This window comes from Vibrio sp. 16 (genome assembly GCF_963681195.1).
In the GTDB taxonomy this organism is placed as follows: domain Bacteria; phylum Pseudomonadota; class Gammaproteobacteria; order Enterobacterales; family Vibrionaceae; genus Vibrio; species Vibrio sinaloensis_D.
The window spans coordinates 1,162,106-1,181,695 of record NZ_OY808998.1 but is presented as its reverse complement, the minus strand read 5'-3'; the positions used below and the strand labels follow the sequence as shown (position 1 = coordinate 1,181,695).

Here is a 19,590-nt window from a genome sequence, read left to right as displayed (position 1 = left end):
TCTACCTATTTGGTGCATTTAATTTTGCTGCGCGCATTGTAACAGTCGTTTGTGCCCATTCAAGCAAACTCTTGCTTAATAATAGGTCGACGAAACGTCATGTAGGTCACGCTCGCCATAATGGTTGCGGCGATAATGTATCCCCACCCCAACGAAGTTTGGCCTTGAACCCAATGCTCAACAAGGTAGCCACCAAATAATCCTGCTAGACACATTTGAATAGAACCCGATAAAGCGGACACCGCTCCGGCTTGTTTTTTATGCGGCTCCAACAGCATGCTGATCGACAAAGGAAATGACATTCCCTGAGCAATCGTCAGCCAAGTAAACGCCCAAATCAGATTAAACAGCGTGGTTTGAGTGACCAACAACCAAACACCAGCCGACCCCATAATCGAAATGGATAAGACTAAAAGCTGAGCAGTAGATAGATAACGGTTGAGGACATTGAGAGTTAAGCTACCCAACATCAGCCCCGCTGAAGGGATGATCATTACAGAGCCATACTCTGCCGCCGTTAATCCGATTTGATGTTGCAGCAAAAACGGCATCACCGAGAGCGACACTAGGCTGGTTAAGTAACTAATCCAGTTATAGCTGGCACTCGAGATAACTTGTCGGTTGCCAAGCAAACGCCCATAGTTTTTTACCACCTCGACAACGTTGAATCGATGCTTGCCGCTGTTGTTTGTCTCTGGCAGGACGAAATAACCCAAGGTAAAAATCGCCGCCAAGTAGATGAGCACAAACAAAAACACCGACTGCCACCCAAGATAAAAAGCCATCCAACCGCCAAACACTGGCGCAACAATAGGCATGATTGAAGCCGTCACCGAGATGTAAGAGAGCGCCTTGGTCAATTGTGGGCCGTCGTAACTATCTCTAAGCACACTCCGCCCAAGAACAGATGCGCTTCCCGCACCTAAACCTTGTAGTAAACGCCCGAGAATCAAGGTTGAAAGGTCACTCGAAAATGCAACGCAAATCACCGTCCCCAGTAAATACACGCCCTGGCCCAACAAAAACACGGGGCGTCGCCCGATGGAATCAGACAAAGGTCCATAAAACAGCTGGGAAGCGCCAAATCCGACCAAGAAAAGGGTCACTAACAATTGAACATCGGCATGGCTGGCAGCCAAGTCTTGGCTAATTAGGGGTAAAGACGGCAGATAAATACTGACACCAACTTGACCCGTCGCAATGATCATCATTGCCAACAAAATAGGTGTTTTCCTCATTCTCCCCCCTTAGTTGCACCGATTTCATTTCAGTGTAAATTAGGTACTGGATAAAGATAATACACTTCGTTGGAAACTGATTAGTTCCAAACAAGAATCAATAAGGCAATGGTATGGATTGGATTCAAAGCGTTCACAGTTATATTCGTGTGGTTGATGAAGGGAGCTTCAATGGCGCAGCGCGGAAAATGAACACCACCAGCTCTGCTATTTCCAAACGAGTCCACTGGTTAGAAGAGCGAATTGGCGTACAACTCTTAAAGCGCACCACCCGGACAGTAACACAGACCGAGGCCGGGGCTCTTTTTTACGAACGAGCCAAAATGCAACTGGAGGAGTGGCAATCCATTGTCGATGAGACTCGCTCGGTGAGCCAAAGTCCTGCGGGGTTACTAAAAATTGGTGCCACGCTAGCGGTAGGATCGAAATTTCTCGTCCAATACTTGAATGATTTTCTTCGCATGTATCCCGATATTCGCATTCAGCTAATCACAACGACACCAGGGCAACTGCCAGAGCTGAGTTTGGATCTTTTTATCAGTCGCGAGTTGGAGCAACTCAACTCACTTAGCTTCAAAGCGACACCACTCTTCGAGCATAAAGCGGGCTTCTATGCCTCACCAAGCTATATAGAGACTCACGGAGAACCGAAAACAATCGAAGAATTGACCTCGCACAATGCCCTGATATGGGGGGAGAGACCGCAAAGAGAGATCACACTAACGCAGGGAAAACGCATCATGCTGTCTGGCAATTTTGCAACAACCAACCCAGAGGCAATGTTCTATGCCGCGAAAAACAGCATGGGAATCTTGGTCACAAACGATGTGATGATCAAAGACGATCTCAATAACGGCACGCTTCGACGCATCTTACCAAACATCACGGCAGATGAAGCGACCGTGTACGCCTATTACCCTAAATTGGACTACCAACACACGCGCACCAAACTGTTTTTGGACTATTTAAAAGAGCGCCTAGCCAAAGAGCGATCGGACTAAAGTCGAAGGGATAAATCGACAATCTCACTTGCGATAATATGCGACCTATACCATATTTAATGTGAACCAATACTAACAACATGTGACTCAAGTCACTCAATATGGGTTCTACTATGGCTAGGAATACAATGATCGCTCCGTCTATTGATTTGGATGTAATCAATAAAACACTGAGTTTAGATGGCGCGGAACTGCTCAACAACGTAACCCTCGTGTTGCATCAGAATTATTCAAGTTTTTGCACATGCTTGATAGAGGTTGATCGCTTCAAAACCAAAGCTACCACCTTGTCTTTCGCGTGCGAGAATCAGTTGCAACCCCCTTTCGACTATGCGTTAACGGCAACACCCTGTGCAACGGTCACCAACACAGAACTTGACCACGTCCTGTATGAAAACGAAGTTGTAAAACGCTTCCCTCACGATGTGTACCTCAAAGAAAATGGCATCAAGTCCTATTTAGGTGTACCACTTCGTTCAGAAACGGGCGAAGTGTTGGGCGTGCTTCTCTCCAGTTTCACCCGAGAGTTACATGATGTCGAAGAGATGATTTATCACCATAAGCTGTTCGCCCATGTTGTGGTTCACAGCCTACGTGCTAAATGGCTTTCAGCTCGCTCAGACAGCTTGGTCAATCAACTGAGTTTCGAGGTTTCCCACGACAATTTGACTGGCCTACTCAATCGAAGCTTTTTGGCGGATAAGCTCGAACGGTTGACCGAAATCGGGACAACTCCGTTTACACTCGCCTATATCGATATCGATAACTTCAAGTCAATCAATGACCTGTATGGCAATTACATTGGCGACCAGATCATCAAGTTCGTCGCCAAGACGATTGAAGAAACAGTCCACGACAAACAGCTGGCCTTTCGTATAGCGGGGGATGAGTTCGCCTTTATTTCACTATCTGGCGACCCGTTTGAAGTGTGTAATCGTATCATCGATAGACTTGAACAAGGGTATCAAGACCCAGCCCACACCATTCGAGTGAAAGTCAGCATCGGCTTAGCTCGCTACAGTGCTCATAGCTTAAATGCAGATCAAATCATGTTAAATGCCAGTCTCGACACCTATCCATTCAATGCTATGACACCCACTTGAGCTCACAATACTATCGAAGAGCAATGATCATTGATGCGTTAAGAAACGAGTTAGACCCCACGACCAGAGAAAACGAGATCTACGTGGTGACTCAGCCAATTGTCAGTCGCCACTCTGAACAATGGAACTACTTCGAAGTGCTTGCTCGTTGGAATAGCCAAGCGCTTGGTGCGATTTCTCCCCTGGAGTTTATCGAAGCTGCGGAGCAATCAGGACTGATCATTGAGCTTGGTGAGCGAATTGTTGAATTGGCCTGCGCCGCTAAACAGAAACTTGAAAAAGGATTGGGGCATAAAGTAAAGCTCGCGCTGAACTGCTCTGCCTATGAAATAACCAATGCCAAACGGTATTTAGAACACTTGCTAGAAACCATTGAGCACTACGGATTTAAACCGGAAGAGTTCACCATCGAGCTCACTGAAACCGTGCTCCTTTCACGCACCAAAGAAGTGAAAATTATCTTAGATAAACTCAGATTACTTGGTTTTACCGTGGCTCTCGATGACTTTGGTACTGGCTATTCGAGTTTAAACTACATTCACAGCTACCCAATAGACTGCATCAAGATCGACGCGACGTTTATTCGCAATATGTTAACCAACGAGACGTCTGAAAGTGTGGTTTGGCTCATCATCCAGCTAGCGAATAGACTTCAAGTGAGCTTAGTCGCTGAAGGGGTTGAAGACCAACAAGCGCTAGACAAGCTTTACGCGATGGGATGTGAACAAATTCAGGGCTACTACTTTGCTCGCCCTGCACTTCCTGAAGAAATCATTGAAATGCAGTCTGCACTTTTGGATAAACAGCAGCATGTTTCTAATGGCTAGCTTCCCCCCTTCGCTAGCCGGTTTTCTTTTTCCATACCGAAAGCAGGGTTGATAAAAAGATCTTATTTGATAATAATTATCATTAAGATTAAAAGATCGAGGCGAATCATGCATTGCCAGCAACCCTTGTATTTGTGTTTCTTTAAAGCACAGGACCGCTTTAACAATAAACTCACGTCTGGTGGTTTTGAACCCGACGTTATTCAAGACTACATCCACAGCGCAATGAACCTGTCGTCGTTTTATGAACCCGGAGCGACTAATGAAAACACACTACTGTGTGAGCTCTTCCTAAGACGGCTCTATTTCGACTTGTTGGACGCCATCCAAGACCCAATTCGCAGCCGAATATTTCGTCGTGTCTGCCTCGATTCCATTCACACGCCCCTACTCTGTCTCAAGCGGTTTTATTACCACTGGGATGACGGTGATATTCGATTTCTTCAATTACAACAACAACTACAGCGCATTCAAGCGCCTTTAGACTGATAACGTAAGGAATAAAAATGACTCAACCTTCAAACTCGCAATCATTTCGTGTTGAAAAGGACAGCATGGGAGAAGTGCAAGTACCTGAAAATGCGCTTTACCAAGCTCAAACTCAACGTGCGGTCGACAATTTCCATTTTAGCCGCCACAAGATGCCGGTCGCTTTCATCCAAGCACTCGCTTATGTTAAGCAAACCGCAGCGCTAACAAATGCTCAGCTTGGTTTACTCGAAGGTGACATTGCCAATGCAATTGCTGACGCCGCTCAGCCAATCATCGACGGAGAGCACTTAGAACACTTTCCAATCGATGTCTTCCAAACTGGCTCAGGCACCAGTTCAAACATGAATGCAAATGAAGTGATAGCTACGTTAGCAAGCGATGTTCTTGGTGCAGACGTGAGCCCTAATGACCATGTCAACATGGGCCAAAGTAGTAACGACGTTGTACCAACCGCCATCCAAGTCAGCAGCGCAATTTCAATTGAGAAACAGCTTCTTCCTGCTCTTGATCATCTGATTAACGCGCTTAAAGCGAAACGAGAAGAAGTGGGGCAAGTTGTCAAAACCGGCCGTACCCATTTAATGGATGCGATGCCAGTAACATTCGATCAAGAGCTTGGTGGTTGGCAATACCAAATCGAGCAAGCTCGCACCGGCATTGTTCATAGCTTGACGGCGGTTAAAGCGTTGGCTCAAGGCGGTACAGCGGTAGGTACAGGCATCAATGCCGATCCTAGATTCGCTTCTGCATTTGCCGATAACCTATCGCAAGCGACGCGTATCCAGTTCACTGCCAGCAGCAACTTCTTCTACAACCTAAGTTCGCAAGACGCGATTGTCGCGCTGTCTGGACAACTGAAAACAGCCGCAGTCGCCACCATGAAAATCGCGAATGACCTCCGCTGGATGAACTCTGGTCCTCTTGCGGGTCTTGGCGAAATCGAATTGCAAGGCCTTCAACCGGGTTCTTCAATCATGCCAGGTAAAGTCAACCCTGTGATTCCAGAAGCGGCGGCTATGGCGTCTGCGCAAGTGATTGGTAACGATGCCACCATTACCCTTGCCGGCCAATCAGGCAACTTCCAGCTTAACGTCATGCTACCGGTTATTGCTCACAACGTAATTGAAAGCATCGAGCTGCTGTCTAACTCAGCGATTGCACTAGCAGACAAAGCCATCGCAACCTTCAACGTGCGCGAAGGCAACTTGCAAGTTGCGCTGTCACGTAACCCAATTTTGGTCACTGCACTCAACCCAGTAATTGGTTATCTCAAAGCGGCGGATATTGCGAAGAAAGCCTATAAACAGGGCCGAGCCATAATTGAGGTGGCAGAAGAAGAGACCGATCTGGATAGAGCGACATTAGAACGTTTACTCGATCCAACTCAGCTAACAAAAGGTGGGGTTGCGCAGTAAAAAGCACACATCCTTGTGCAGTGTGCTCTGGTTTAAATCCAAGCCAGGGCAATCAGCAAAGCAGGCACCGCAATCATTGCGGCCATTTTTGCCAGCGACATCAGTTCGCGGAGTGCAACATCACGCTTTCTAGACGTCATGTGCTCCGCGGAATGCGCCGCTACAGCTTGTGTGGCGTTCATCGGTATTTCCTTAAAATACAGATTGAATCAAGGAGCGGCGATTCTACGTAAATGCCCTTCGAGGTGCAATGGCGCTAACCTATTCTTACTCCCCTTTAACCATCAACGCATCGTTTGCCATTTAACTAAGTAATAAAGCGGCACTCGGAACTGATAAAGCTTGCTCCGAGTGCCCTACCCTTTTGCTTTAGCCGAAAAGTTGGCTTGAGCTAAAAATCCCAGTCCTCATCTTCGGTGGCAACCGCTTTACCAATGACATAAGACGAACCAGAACCCGAGAAGAAATCGTGGTTCTCATCGGCATTTGGCGACAGCGCCGCCATAATGGCTGGGTTAACCTGACACAACTCATCAGGAAACAGAGGTTCGAATCCAAGATTCATCAGCGCTTTATTCGCGTTGTAGTGTAGGAAGTGCTTCACGTCTTCTGTCAGACCCACTTGGTCGTACAACGATTCTGTGTATTGGCTTTCAATTTCATACAAAGAGAACATCAGTGAGTAAGCCTCATCCTTAACCTTAGCTTGCTCTTGTTGTGACAGTTCGTTAAACGCCAGTTGAAACTTATAGCCAATGTAGTAGCCATGAATCGCTTCGTCTCGAATGATCAGTCGAATCAAGTCTGCGGTGTTGGTCAGCTTTGCTCGACTCGACCAGTGCATGGGCAGGTAAAAACCGGAATAGAACAAAAAGCTTTCAAGGAAAACACTAGCCACTTTTTTCTTGAGCGGGTCGTCTTGTGCTAGGTAATCTTCCAGTACTAACTGAGCTTTCTTTTGTAGCAGCGGATTCTCTTCAGCCCAACGAAATGCTTCATCAATTTGTGGCGTGGTGCACAAGGTCGAGAATACAGACGAATAACTGCGTGCGTGTACCGCTTCCATAAAGGCGATGTTGGTCAACACCGCTTCTTCGTGAGGAGTGCGAGCATCAGCCATTAAGGCAGGCGCGCCAACGGTATTTTGAATGGTATCAAGCAAAGTCAAGCCGGTAAAAACTCGTATCGTCAGGGTTTGCTCTTCTTGCGTCAGTTGCTTCCAAGTTTGAATGTCATTGGACAGTGGCACCTTCTCGGGCAACCAAAAATTCACCGTTAAGCGGTTCCAGATCTCGAGATCTTTATCATCTTGCATTCGGTTCCAGTTGATCGCTCGAACCGGTTCAGTATGTGGGTGACTCATAATGGGGTTCCTTGTTTACAACGAGCAAGAGACGCAGCCTTCAACTTGCGTACCTTCAAGGGCTTTTTGGCGCATGCGAATGTAATAGAGCGTTTTGATCTTCTTTTTCCATGCATAGATTTGGGCTTTGTTGATATCACGAGTGGTCACTTCATCACTAAAAAACAGCGTCAGGGATAAGCCTTGGTCGACGTGCTCTGTCGCTGCTGCATAGACGTCAATAATGGCTTTAGGGCCAATGTCATAGGCATCTTTGAAGTACTCGAGATTGTCATTACTCAGGTATGGCGCAGGGAAGTAAACCCGTCCAATCTTGCCCTCTTTACGAATTTCGACTTTTGCGGTGACTGGGTGGATAGAAGCCGTCGCGTCATTGATGTAACTGATCGAGCCTGTCGGCGGAATCGCTTGCAGGTTGCGGTTGTACAAACCAGACTCCATCACTTTAGACTGAAGCTGCTGCCAATCATCAATCGACGGCACCTGCATATCCAATCGTTCAAACAGTGCCGCGACAATACCCGTACGAGGCGAGTAGTCTTGCTGCAAGTATTTGGCGAAGAACTCGCCAGTGGCGTACTGAGAGTGTTCGAAACCAACAAAGACCTGCTGCTTCTCCTGAGCTAATTTGTTTGAAGCGGTTAAGCAGTGATATAAGGTCGTGGCAAAGTAAGCACGAGTAAAATCGACGGCCTCTTCGCTGTCATAGTGAATTTGCTCGCGAGCTAAAAATCCGTGCAGATTCATCTGGCCTAATCCAATGGCGTGGCTTTCATCATTGCCTCTACGTATCGACGGAACGCTGTCTATTGCACTCATTTCAGACACGGCGTTGAGCGCGCGAATCGACACCTCGACAGTATGGGCTAAGTGGCCGCCATCTAGCGCCTTCGCGATGTTGATTGAACCCAAATTGCACGAGATATCACGCCCCAGGTGGGCATAGCTCAAGTCGTCATTAAAGTGAGAGGCATCATTAACCTGCAAAATCTCGGAGCAAAGATTTGACATGTTAATTCTTCCCTTTATTGGATTGGCTGCATTCACCGTATCCTCAAACATAAGGTAAGGATAACCGGACTCAAACTGAATCTCTGCAAGGGTTTGGAACAATCCACGCGCCGAAATTTTACTCTTGCGAATACGCGGGTCATCAACCATTTCATAGTACTTCTCACTCACGCTGATTTCAGAGAAAGGCACACCGTAGACCCGCTCCACATCATGAGGCGAGAACAAATACATGTCTTTGTTCTGCTTGGCGAGCTCTAAGGTAATATCGGGAATCACAACGCCCAAGCTCAAGGTTTTGATGCGAATCTTCTCATCGGCATTTTCCCGCTTGGTATCAAGAAACTGCATAATGTCCGGATGATGCGCGTTCAAATACACTGCGCCAGCCCCCTGACGAGCACCTAACTGATTCGCATAAGAAAAGCTGTCTTCAAGCAGCTTCATGACAGGCACGACACCTGAACTTTGGTTGAGTATCCCTTTAATCGGCGCGCCTTGTTCACGCAGGTTACTTAAAAGAAGGGCAACCCCACCCCCTCGACGAGAGAGCTGTAACGATGAGTTAATTGCCCGACCAATACTCTCCATGTTGTCTTCAATACGCAGCAAAAAACACGAGATCAGCTCTCCGCGACTCTTCTTCCCCGAGTTGATAAACGTTGGTGTGGCAGGCTGAAAACGTTGAGAAATGATCTCTTGCATGAGATCCAGAGCAAACGCTTTGTCACCACGCGCAAGGGTTAGTGCCGTCATCACAACGCGGTCTTCGAAGCGCTCCAAATAGCGCTTTCCGTCGCGGGTTTTCAGTGCATAAGAGGTAAAAAACTTGTACGCTCCAAGAAAGGTTCTAAAACGGAATTTGACTTGATAAGCGCGATCCCAAATCAGTTGGAGAAACTCTCTATCATATTGTTCTAAAACTTCTTTTTCGTAATAGCCTTCGTTTACCAAGTAATCGAGTTTTTCCGCCAAGTTGTGGAAAAAAAACGTATTCTGGTTAACGTGCTGTAAGAAGAATTGACGCGCGGCTTGTCGGTCAGCATCTAGCTGGATATTGCCCTTTTCATCAAGCAAGTTAAGCATCGCATTGAGCGCGTGATAATCGAGCGGCTCGGTGCTAAGTTGGTTATCCATGTTGTTTCCAAAATTGTTCGAGTCCCTGCTGCACGGCTTGAATATCGTGCTGGGTTCCTGAAAGTTCGAAGCGATAAAGCACAGGGACCTGGCATTTATGCGCAATAATATTTCCAGCTTGGGCGAACAGTTCACCAAAGTTACGATTTCCCGAGGCGATCACCCCTTTGAGGTGCGCGCGGTTTTCTGCATGGTTGAGAACTTTGATCACTGATTTCGGTACCGCGCCGCGCCCTTCTCCATCCGCATAGGTGGGACAAACCAAAACATAAGGCTTAACTAGAATCGGCATAGGCTCGTCGGCGTTTATCGGAAGTCGAATTGAATCTACCTCCAATCTTTCAACGAACCGCTGAGTATTTCCCGACGCGCTGGAGTAATAAACAATCATTAGGGGAGCTGACTGATCATATCTGGACGAAAACCAGACCAATGTTTCGCTCCCGCCACAACAACGGGCGCTTGCCGATAACCCATCGATTGAACAGATTGCATCGCCGAGTTATCGAGCGTCAGATCAATCACTTTGTGTGCGATGCCTTTGGCTTTAAGTGCTTTTACTGTCGCGGTGCACTGAACGCATTGGGGCTTGGAATATACGACGATGTCCATAAAGAAATACCTCTCGGATTAAAACATAATGATAATTATTATCAATTGAATCTACATATAGTATTGCTAGGTAACTATTTGTCAATATATAGAAACCAACTGCATTACCCTCACTAAACTCATGGTTGATAAATAAATGATAATCAATATCATTCTCATGCATTTGCGAACAATAGGAATTTAGGAATTTTAAATGAGTATTCCAAGTTCAGATTCAACTCAAATCTCTATTCACGATATGGAGTGGCAAGGAGTCCGTCTCTCTGAGAGCGCGGCAAAACGCGTCGCGGGGCTAACCAAACAAGGACAGTATTTTCACCTTAGTGTCCGCCCTTCTGGCTGCACTGGGTTTGCCTATGAAGTCACGCTAGTCGACACCATCGCAGAGGATGATTTGCGATTTGAGTCACACAACACCCCTTTCTATGTCTCGTTGAGCGCCATGCCGATGCTTGACGGTACTGAACTGGATTTCGTCCGCCAGGGCCTTAACAGTCATTTCGTCTACAACAATCCCAATGTGAAAAACCTTTGCGGTTGCGGCGAAAGCTTTGGAGTTTGATCATGTGTGCAGTTGAAACACAGCCCGAAGTCGAAGAACTATTCCAAACCAGTCATTACAAAGAGGGTTTCTATACCCAACTTTCTTCTGACACTCTCTCCAAAGGCATCAACGAAGACGTTGTTCGTGCTATCTCAGCAAAACGCAGTGAGCCAGAATGGATGCTGCAATTTAGGTTAGATGCCTTCAGGAAATGGCAGCAGATGGAGGAGCCGCACTGGCTCAAAGCCGAGTATCCCGAGCTGGATTATCAGGACTACAGCTACTACTCTGCACCAAGCTGCGCAAGTTGTGACACAGGCTGCTCAGATGATGGTTCCAATGAATATTTGACCAAAGAAGTTGAAACCGCTTTTGAGCAACTCGGTGTGCCAGTTCGTGAAGGTGCGGAGGTGGCCGTTGATGCCATTTTTGATTCCGTTTCGGTTACCACAACCTACAAGAATGAACTGCAAGAGTTGGGAATCATCTTTTGTTCGTTTAGTGAAGCGATCCAAGAGCACCCCGAACTGGTACAGCAGTATCTAGGTACCGTCGTTCCGCCTGAAGACAATTTTTTTGCCGCGTTGAATGCAGCTGTCGCCTCCGACGGCACCTTTGTATACATCCCTAAAGGTGTTCGATGTCCTAGGGAGTTGTCGACCTATTTCCGCATCAATCAAGCGAAGACGGGCCAGTTTGAACGCACCATATTGATCGCTGACGAAGAGTCTTATGTCAGCTACATCGAAGGTTGCTCAGCCCCCATGCGCGATAGCTACCAACTGCACGCCGCGGTTGTGGAAGTCATTATTCATGATCGTGCAGAAGTAAAATACTCGACCGTTCAAAACTGGTTCTCTGGCGAAGAGGATAGCCAAGGCGGCATCTTAAACTTTGTTACCAAAAGAGCCGTATGCGAAGGCGACCACAGTAAGATGTCATGGACTCAATCTGAAACGGGTTCTGCTATTACCTGGAAATACCCAAGTGTCATACTCAAGGGTGACTATTCTGTTGGGGAATTCTTCTCGGTGGCGCTGACTAATGGCGTTCAACAAGCCGATACAGGGACAAAAATGATTCATATCGGCAAGCACACGCGTTCTACCATCATCTCCAAAGGTATCTCCGCGGGTAAGAGTGAAAACAGTTATCGCGGCCTAGTCAAGATACTGCCCAACGCAGAAGGGGCGCGTAATTTCACCCAATGCGACTCCATGTTGATCGGCACTCAATGTGGCGCACATACCTTCCCTTACATCGAAGTGAAAAACCCAACGGCTCAAGTGGAGCATGAGGCAACCACCTCTCGGATCGGTGAAGACCAACTGTTTTACTGTGTGCAACGCGGCATCAGTGAGGATGATGCTATTTCTATGATTGTAAACGGGTTTTGCAAAGACGTATTTTCAGAATTACCGCTTGAGTTTGCTGTAGAAGCCCAAAAACTGCTTTCAATCAGCCTTGAGCATAGCGTGGGATAAATCAATGCTAGAAATTAATGACCTGCACGTGAGTGTAGAAGACAATCCAATACTTAAAGGCATCAGCCTGACGGTGAATCCGGGTGAAGTTCACGCGATCATGGGGCCGAATGGCTCAGGTAAAAGTACCCTTTCTGCGACACTCGCCGGCAAAGACGACTACGACATTGATGCGGGTGAGATATTGTTTAAAGGTAAAGACCTAACCGAACTCGATCCAGAAGAACGGGCGGGTGAAGGTGTCTTCCTTGCATTCCAATACCCAGTTGAGATTCCGGGTGTCAGCAACAAGCTTTTTCTCAATACCGCATTAAATGAAATTCGTAATTATCGTGGCCAAGAACCGTTAGATCGCTTTGATTTTGAAGATCTATTGGAAGAGAAAGCAAATCTACTCAAGATGCCAACCACCCTGCTCAATCGTTCAGTGAATGAAGGGTTTTCCGGCGGCGAGAAAAAGCGCAACGACATTTTGCAGATGGCAGTGTTATCACCCGATCTATGCATTCTTGATGAAACGGACTCTGGTCTAGACATAGATGCTTTAAAAGCCGTCTCTTCTGGCGTTAACGCTCTGCAAGATGGTCAGCGAGCCTTCATTCTTGTCACACACTACCAACGAATTCTGAATTACATCAAACCAGATTATGTGCATGTCTTGTACAAAGGAAAAATCGTGCGATCAGGCGATCACACACTGGCACACGAGCTAGAGGAGAAAGGCTATGGGTGGATTACTGGTGAAGAGTAACTGTCCTTCAGTGGATACCTTACAGCACCTAGTACAGGGCCAAGACTGGCAACAAAATCAATTTGTTAAAGCAAAATCTGTGGGTTTACCTAGCGCTAAAGAAGAGGGGTGGAAGTACACGCCTCTCGAACAGTTCTATTCTCTGCCACTGCAACCTGCGGCCTTGCAGTCAGCGGAAAATATCTCCTATGAAGGGCTCAGCCTAGGTATCGATGCCTATCGACTCGTTTTCTTTGATGGTCACTTTTCAGCAAGATGTTCCGATTGGATTCCTAAAGTGCGGGTCACTCCGCTCAACGTGTTAAACGCAGTCGAAACCAATGAGCTCTCGCGCTCAGTGCGAGCCGATGCGTTTACCTACCTAAATGATGCGACAGCGTCAGGGGGCGTGCTGATTGAAGTCGAGCCCAATACGCGAGTCACCAAACCCATTTATCTGCTGCATATCAGCTCGGGTCAAAATGGCGAAGTGTGTAGCTATCGCCATCATATTGAGATGGCTCCCCTATCGGAACTCGAAGTGATCGAGCACCACATCTCACTTGAGCAAGGAGGTGGAGTGACGTTGTCACGATTAACAAGCTATATTGGTGAAGGTGCTAACTACCAGCACACCAAGTTGATCGAAGAATCAAACCAGCAACATCACTTTGGCCACAACGATATTCGCTTGCAAAGAGATGCCAAAGCGAATTCGACGGCCGTGCTGTTATCAGGCCTGTTGGTGCGTCATCAAACCAGCTCAGAACTGAGCGGCGATAATGGAGAGTTGGCGATGAACAGCGTCGCCATGCCGAGAGATGAGCAGACGTTTGATAGCCGAACGTATCTTAAGCACAATGCTCCACACTGCCGCAGCGAGCAAATGCATAAGATTATCGGTCGAGACAAAGGCAACGCGGTATTCGATGGCATGATTTACGTTGATCCGGTCGCCCTGAAAACTGATGGCCAAATGGACACCCATAGCTTATTGCTCAGTGACCATGCACAAATAAACTGTAAGCCTCAGTTAGAAATTTACGCCGATGATGTGAAATGTAGCCACGGCGCAACCACGGGGCAACTGGATAACAATCAAATTGACTATATGCGTGCCAGAGGAATAAACCGACAACAAGCCGAACAGATGCTGTTGTCCGCGTTCGTTTGCGAGGTTGCCGACAAAATCCGCCATCCAAGCCTGCGAAGTTACGTGAATACCAGACTTGCAGACTCGTTACACAAAGAGGTTAACCATGGCTGATTTACCTCCCATTGTAAGCCCGTGGGCAAAGGACTTTCCAGCGCTAGGTACGCAAGTCTATGGTAAACCGCTGGTTTATCTTGATACGGCCGCCACCGCTCAGACGCCTACTCCAGTGATCGAGAGAATGACGCAATTTTACCAGCGCGACTACGCTAGCGTTCATCGTGGCGCACACTATCTCAGCGCCAAGGCGACCGAAGACATGGAGCTGGTACGAACTCAAGTTGCTGATTTCATCAATGCCGACGAAGCCAGCAATATTGTGTTCACCAAAGGCACCACTGAAGCCATCAACTTAGTGGCCAATAGTTACCTTCGACCAAAAGTAAAACCAGAAGACGAAATCATCGTCACTGAGATGGAACATCATGCCAACCTTGTCCCGTGGCAACTGTTATCCGACCTTTGCGGTGTAAAGATTCGCGTCTGGGAAGTGAACAGCCAAGGCCAACTCGATGTGGCAGAGCTGCAAAAACTGCTCAACAACAAAACGCGCTTAGTCGCGTTGACACATGTTTCCAATGTACTGGGACAGGTAAATCCGGTGAAGAATATAGTCAAACTGGCGCACCAAGCAAACGTGCCGGTATTGATCGATGGTGCTCAAGCGGTTATGCATCAGCAAGTGGATGTCAGCGAGTTAGACTGCGACTTTTATACCTTCTCTGCCCACAAACTCTATGGCCCAACAGGTACTGGGGTGCTCTACGCCAAAACCGAGCACTTGACTAGCATGGTGCCATGGGAAGGGGGCGGCGCGATGATCGATCAGGTGACGCTTCCCATCGGCACATCTTATGGCCAAGCGCCGTGGAAGTTTGAAGCTGGGACGCCCAACATCGCGGGTATATTAGGTTTAGGGGCTGCGATTGAGTATGTTGAAAACATCGGCCTGAACGCAATCGCGGCTCACGAAGCCAAGCTTATGCACTACATGGAAAAGTCTTTAGCCAACGTGGCTGGAATCGAAATCTATGGAGAGAGCAAAAATCGCAGCGGCTTGATCTCATTTAACCTCAAAGGCCATCACGCGTTTGACGTGGGCGCATTTCTAGACAGGTACGGGATCGCAATTCGAACTGGCCACCACTGCGCCATGCCACTGGTAAAAAAGCTCGGCCAAAGCTCTGTCTGTCGCGCGTCTATAGGACTGTACACCAGTTCAAACGATATCGACAACTTGTGTCAGGCGTTGCAACGAATCAGCCAGTTGTTAAGGTGATTAATCATGACACCAGAAAAAGTACTCAAAAACTTTAGCCGCTGCGCCGATTGGGAAGAGCGATATCTTTATCTCATCGAACTCGGTGAACGCTTACCCGCCTACCCGTTGGATAAACAGCGAGCTGACTACCTCGTAGCTGGCTGCCAAAGTCAGGTTTGGGTCGATATTCAATGCTCAAAGCAAGGAATTCTCACTTTACGCGCCACCAGCGATTCTTCCATCGTTAAGGGGTTATTGTCGTTGATTTCGATTGCCTACGATAAGCAAAGTGTCGAGCACGCGAAGCGCTTTGACGTTCATGCTTGGTTTGATTCGCTAGAGTTAAAATCTCACCTTACTCCGGGAAGAACACAAGGGCTGGATGCCATTATTCAACACGTTCGCCATCTTGCGGCTCAAAGTGACATTACACCGCTCCCCCAATAGCCAATAGACATCACGTCAAGAGGCCTACGCTCTGGCCTCTTACTCTCAAACAAAATCGTTTGTCGTCTAGATAAAATCCATCAGTTGCTGCTCTCACACCTAGTCACTACACTGCGCCCGTCCCTAGCGCTGTGGGCCTATTATGCTCTTTAATATTGATGACTCTTCGATGCAACCAAACTATCTGGTTGACCCAACAACGCTCCCCCTAGATAGCCCCCTTTTAAAGAACTCGTTCTATTAACCTTTTGAGCACATGTAAACGCTCTCAACTATCTACATGACTTTATTGGAGTACTCGTTGTGAACAAACTTAAAGGCATCAGCCAGAATCGCATCGGAAAAGAACGTATCAAGCGTGAATATGATCTGCGCGTTCTTAACCTCGTCGGTGAAAGTGAATACCAATCTCGTATGGCGATCTGGAACAACCTTAACTTCACGAATGATACCGTCAATGACATTAAAACATTTGTTGATCAGGCATTTAGCAAGTTACAGCAAGAGCTGTCTAACAATAAGGCGGAGCTAAACATCGACTACAATGAGTTTGTAATTACCGCAAACGAAGAGATTAACTACATTAAAGGCAATGTCGCGGATACCACTTCTCAGTACTTTTGGTATGCGATGATTGCACTTATGGTGGCCGGTACAATCGCGATTTGTATTTGACGTCAAGCAGGCCCAATATCACTCACTCTTTTGAGTTGTCTATTTCATTCGAAGTGGGATACCTGATCCCGCTTCGACAAATGTTGACAGATAGATTACAAAACCCTGCTGATTCGTTCTAAAATCTGTTCACTGTTTTGATTTTGGACTCTCTGATGCTTGGGCGCTTGTACCTCATCTCGCTGGTTTACCTTTTCTCTTGCGCGGCATTTGGCCAAGATTTACAACATCAATGGCAAGCATTGTACCAAGAAGCGTGGCAACAGACAGAGGTCACCGTTAAGCAATCTCATATTGCTCAGTTTCCAAAAGCACTGTGGCTATCAAGCAGTCAGTACCCAAATTTCGAGCGCTTTAGCTGGCAAGACTTACGCACACTGGAGCAAGTTGCCACCTTCTGCCGAGCAACTGCGAATGCACCGCAGCGAATCTCAGACGCAATCGAATTTGAGCTGGCGTTATGCCAAAACAAAGCGCTTGATCCCGCTTGGTTTGCCAATCACACATTGTTGCATCCCGCGGGTGGCAGCTACGCAGATCGCTATTTGGAACAAGGTAGAGCGCATAACCAAGTATTCTCACCCGAGCTTCTTGCCTTCACCAGCTTATCCAACCCGAATAACCCACTCTATTCACAAGTCTCCACGCTTTCTGCAGAAGGTAAACAAGCCTTGATTAACGGTTACCGAGCTTGGTTAGAAGGTGATGCCTTATGGCTAAGTGGAGAGTCTGGCTGGAAACGAGTAACGGAAAATGTCTGGCAGCCACTTGCGAAACACTACAACATCACCCTAACAGGAAACAGTTGCGGCTTAACTTACAGTAACTTATGTATTAGCCATACTGACACGACTTGGCTCAGTCAGCAGCAGTTGTTGTTGCTTTTCGGCACTTTAGTTGCTGTGTTTATCGCTCGGCTTAGCGTACTCAAACACAAACAGCAGCGAGAAAAGCGCTTTGTTCTACAATTATTAACTCACGAGTTGAGAACGCCTATCACCAGCTTAGGGCTCACCATCGAGCTGTTTCGTGATCAATTCGATCAGTTTGATTCAGAGACTCAGCAAGCGTTTTGGCGTTTGCTGTCCGATTACCAAAGACTGTCGCAACTGACAGAGAACAGCAAAGTCTACCTAAATGCCAACAAGGGAACCGCACTGCTATCCCAAACGGCCTCGGTACATGATTGGCTTACCCATTGCTGTGACAAACATCAGGTCGAGTTTTCACTTAATCAAGATAAAGAGATAACGCTACCCTATTACTGGCTTTCTGTTTGTTTAGACAACTTGATCAAAAATGCGAAACAACACGGTCAAGGCGAAGTCTATGTCAGCGCGCACCTTGGCAAAACACTGACCATTGAAGTTCAAGATCAAGGGCATTTCCCAAATGCTTGGCAGCGCATGTTTAGGCGAAGAAAGGTGTCCAGCGATAACATGGGCATAGGATTACACATCGTTGCCCACCTTATAAAGCTCGCTAATGGCAAGCTAATCTTACTGCGTAAACCAACTCGATGTATTTTGGAGCTGCCGTATGAGCACAATACTTCTGATTGAAGACGATCAACTCCTAGGGCAAGGCCTCGTCAGCGTCTTTGAAAATAATCACTACCGATGCTTATGGGCGCAAAACAGCGAACAAGCCCAAAAGCTCTGGTATAAAGCAGATTTGGTGATTCTCGACAGACAGTTGGACGACGGCGATAGCTTACAGCATCTCCCACATTGGATGTTGCTTAAGGCACTCCCAGTCATTGTGTTAACGGCCAAAGTCACGGTTGAAGAGCGCGTGGAAGGCTTGATGGCCGGCGCTAAAGACTATGTAAGTAAGCCATTCTCTACCGATGAGTTGCTCGCGCGTGTCACTTCTCAGCTTCGTCCCTTAGGCGGCGGCCAACTCAATTATGCCGACATCCAAATAGATATAGGTCAACGCCAAGCAAGCATTGGGCCGCAGTCGGTCGCACTCAAACCCAAAGAGTTTCAACTCTTATTATTGCTGGTACAAAATCAAGGTCGAGTATTTCATCGCGATGAGTTGCTCAATAAAATTTGGGGTTATGAAGCCTTTCCAAACACGCGTACGGTCGACAATCACGTTTTGCATTTACGCCAAAAGCTGCCGAGCTTAAACATTGAAACCCACCGAGGCGTAGGCTACCGATTGAGAGAGGCAAACCAATGAGTAAATCCACATTGTTTGGCGCCACGTTTTTGATCGCGCTCGTCGCCTCGACACCTAGCCACAGTGAGCTATTCCTTGATACGCCGTTGCAACCGGCTTATCAAGCAACACTCAATCGACAACCTCAACTCGCTTGGCAAGAGCTAACCCTTGCTCTCAGTCAGCACGAACTTGACGACCAGCTTTGGTTACCTGTGAAACAAGAAGTCCTCCACCAGACCGATTGTGGGAGCGCTCTGTCAGGTAGTTCGGCTAACAACCTGCGGCTCAGCTTTGTGAAGCGATTTGGTACCACGGCGAAAGGCTATCAGGTGCGAATTTCCACAGAGAACAGCCCGAGCGCCATGGATGTCACGTTATATACCCCAGATGGTTCGCCATTAGTCTCAGGGCAATTTGCCGCAGGGCAAAGCTATCAAGAATTTGAAAGTATTGAGTTGTTACAGAAACCACGCTCTGGGGTGTTCAATCTTGTTATTGACGAGCAAACCATTGGATTAGTCATTGCTATTGAAGACCAGTCGCAATGGCTCGCCTTTAATCAACAGCGCGCCATCCCAACCGTCGAATTGAACCTGCCACAAACCCTTCCAGGTTGCCCGAGTGTGTCGGCAAGTTGGCAGTGGTTTGATAGCGATTATCGAATGTTAGGTCACAAAGTCGCGTTTCAACAAAACCCGCAGCCAATACCAGCCAACAGCCCTTATCAAACACAAGCAAAACACCTTAGTGCTAGCGTCGAACGAGTCGAGTTTCAGCATGGAGTTCGCATCGAATACATTCAACGCATTGCCATTCCATACCAGTAAAATCATAGGCATCACTCATTCTCGAATGGAGACAAATG

Annotated in this window: 19 protein-coding genes and 1 pseudogene; 14 read left to right on the top strand and 6 right to left on the bottom strand. The window is 47.3% G+C overall.

Features of this window, described 5'->3' with window-relative positions; all coding sequences use genetic code 11:
• Window positions 1-59: 59 nt before the first annotated feature.
• Complete coding sequence (locus U9J37_RS19585; protein WP_005469943.1) at window positions 60-1,238, bottom strand: multidrug effflux MFS transporter; 1,179 nt, start codon at window positions 1,236-1,238, stop codon at window positions 60-62.
• Window positions 1,239-1,351: 113 nt separating this feature from the next.
• On the opposite strand from U9J37_RS19585, the gene U9J37_RS19580 reads away from it, so the two are divergent.
• The 4 genes and pseudogenes from U9J37_RS19580 to U9J37_RS19565 all read left to right on the top strand — a co-directional run bounded on the left by U9J37_RS19580 (window position 1,352) and on the right by U9J37_RS19565 (window position 6,076).
• Window positions 1,352-2,239, top strand: a complete 888-nt coding sequence (locus U9J37_RS19580; protein ID WP_005469978.1) for a LysR family transcriptional regulator — start codon at window positions 1,352-1,354, stop codon at window positions 2,237-2,239.
• A gap of 113 nt (window positions 2,240-2,352) precedes the next feature.
• Window positions 2,353-4,169 (top strand): annotated as a pseudogene (locus tag U9J37_RS19575) (putative bifunctional diguanylate cyclase/phosphodiesterase).
• 108 nt (window positions 4,170-4,277) lie between these two features.
• Window positions 4,278-4,658, top strand: a complete 381-nt coding sequence (locus U9J37_RS19570) for a hypothetical protein (protein ID WP_005470085.1) — start codon at window positions 4,278-4,280, stop codon at window positions 4,656-4,658.
• Window positions 4,659-4,675: 17 nt separating this feature from the next.
• The gene (locus U9J37_RS19565) at window positions 4,676-6,076 is read left to right on the top strand and encodes a class II fumarate hydratase (RefSeq protein ID WP_005470261.1); all 1,401 of its coding nucleotides are present in this window, start codon (window positions 4,676-4,678) and stop codon (window positions 6,074-6,076) included.
• A gap of 32 nt (window positions 6,077-6,108) precedes the next feature.
• On the opposite strand, the gene U9J37_RS19560 is transcribed toward U9J37_RS19565, so the two are convergent.
• The 5 genes from U9J37_RS19560 to nrdH form a co-directional block, all read right to left on the bottom strand.
• The gene (locus U9J37_RS19560) at window positions 6,109-6,258 is read right to left on the bottom strand and encodes a hypothetical protein (protein ID WP_005470038.1); all 150 of its coding nucleotides are present in this window, start codon (window positions 6,256-6,258) and stop codon (window positions 6,109-6,111) included.
• A 209-nt stretch (window positions 6,259-6,467) separates the two neighbouring features.
• A complete protein-coding gene (gene nrdF / locus U9J37_RS19555) occupies window positions 6,468-7,439 on the bottom strand; it encodes a class 1b ribonucleoside-diphosphate reductase subunit beta (RefSeq protein ID WP_005470164.1) in 972 nt (323 codons plus the stop codon).
• Window positions 7,440-7,454: 15 nt separating this feature from the next.
• The gene (gene nrdE, locus U9J37_RS19550) at window positions 7,455-9,587 is read right to left on the bottom strand and encodes a class 1b ribonucleoside-diphosphate reductase subunit alpha (RefSeq protein ID WP_005470075.1); all 2,133 of its coding nucleotides are present in this window, start codon (window positions 9,585-9,587) and stop codon (window positions 7,455-7,457) included.
• On the bottom strand, window positions 9,580-9,978 hold the full coding sequence (gene nrdI, locus U9J37_RS19545; RefSeq protein WP_043886553.1) for a class Ib ribonucleoside-diphosphate reductase assembly flavoprotein NrdI: 399 nt from the start codon (window positions 9,976-9,978) through the stop codon (window positions 9,580-9,582). The genes nrdE and nrdI overlap by 8 nt, the downstream gene beginning before the upstream one ends.
• Window positions 9,978-10,199 carry a glutaredoxin-like protein NrdH gene (gene nrdH / locus U9J37_RS19540; RefSeq protein WP_005470289.1) on the bottom strand — a complete coding sequence of 74 codons (222 nt, stop codon included), beginning with the start codon at window positions 10,197-10,199 and terminating at the stop codon, window positions 9,978-9,980. Before nrdH ends, nrdI begins: the two co-directional genes overlap by 1 nt.
• Window positions 10,200-10,392: 193 nt before the next feature.
• On the opposite strand from nrdH, the gene U9J37_RS19535 reads away from it, so the two are divergent.
• From U9J37_RS19535 to U9J37_RS19490, 10 genes are all read left to right on the top strand, one after another.
• Complete coding sequence (locus U9J37_RS19535; RefSeq protein ID WP_005469967.1) at window positions 10,393-10,761, top strand: HesB/IscA family protein; 369 nt, start codon at window positions 10,393-10,395, stop codon at window positions 10,759-10,761.
• Between the two features lie 2 nt (window positions 10,762-10,763).
• Window positions 10,764-12,227 carry a Fe-S cluster assembly protein SufB gene (sufB, locus tag U9J37_RS19530; protein WP_005470293.1) on the top strand — a complete coding sequence of 488 codons (1,464 nt, stop codon included), beginning with the start codon at window positions 10,764-10,766 and terminating at the stop codon, window positions 12,225-12,227.
• A 4-nt stretch (window positions 12,228-12,231) separates the two neighbouring features.
• A complete protein-coding gene (gene sufC / locus U9J37_RS19525) occupies window positions 12,232-12,978 on the top strand; it encodes a Fe-S cluster assembly ATPase SufC (protein ID WP_005470249.1) in 747 nt (248 codons plus the stop codon).
• Window positions 12,953-14,224 carry a Fe-S cluster assembly protein SufD gene (gene sufD, locus U9J37_RS19520; protein ID WP_043886555.1) on the top strand — a complete coding sequence of 424 codons (1,272 nt, stop codon included), beginning with the start codon at window positions 12,953-12,955 and terminating at the stop codon, window positions 14,222-14,224. The genes sufC and sufD overlap by 26 nt, the downstream gene beginning before the upstream one ends.
• The gene (locus U9J37_RS19515; RefSeq protein WP_043886557.1) at window positions 14,217-15,449 is read left to right on the top strand and encodes an aminotransferase class V-fold PLP-dependent enzyme; all 1,233 of its coding nucleotides are present in this window, start codon (window positions 14,217-14,219) and stop codon (window positions 15,447-15,449) included. Before sufD ends, U9J37_RS19515 begins: the two co-directional genes overlap by 8 nt.
• A 6-nt stretch (window positions 15,450-15,455) precedes the next feature.
• A complete protein-coding gene (locus U9J37_RS19510) occupies window positions 15,456-15,878 on the top strand; it encodes a SufE family protein (RefSeq protein WP_005470212.1) in 423 nt (140 codons plus the stop codon).
• A gap of 336 nt (window positions 15,879-16,214) precedes the next feature.
• Window positions 16,215-16,553, top strand: a complete 339-nt coding sequence (locus U9J37_RS19505) for a thiamine-phosphate diphosphorylase (RefSeq protein WP_198135478.1) — start codon at window positions 16,215-16,217, stop codon at window positions 16,551-16,553.
• Between the two features lie 155 nt (window positions 16,554-16,708).
• Window positions 16,709-18,115: an ATP-binding protein gene (locus U9J37_RS19500; protein WP_005470186.1), complete on the top strand. Its 1,407-nt coding sequence runs from the start codon at window positions 16,709-16,711 to the stop codon at window positions 18,113-18,115.
• The gene (locus tag U9J37_RS19495; RefSeq protein ID WP_005470031.1) at window positions 18,093-18,743 is read left to right on the top strand and encodes a response regulator transcription factor; all 651 of its coding nucleotides are present in this window, start codon (window positions 18,093-18,095) and stop codon (window positions 18,741-18,743) included. The genes U9J37_RS19500 and U9J37_RS19495 overlap by 23 nt, the downstream gene beginning before the upstream one ends.
• A complete protein-coding gene (locus U9J37_RS19490) occupies window positions 18,740-19,552 on the top strand; it encodes a DUF2861 family protein (RefSeq protein WP_043886559.1) in 813 nt (270 codons plus the stop codon). The genes U9J37_RS19495 and U9J37_RS19490 overlap by 4 nt, the downstream gene beginning before the upstream one ends.
• Window positions 19,553-19,590 lie beyond the last annotated feature (38 nt).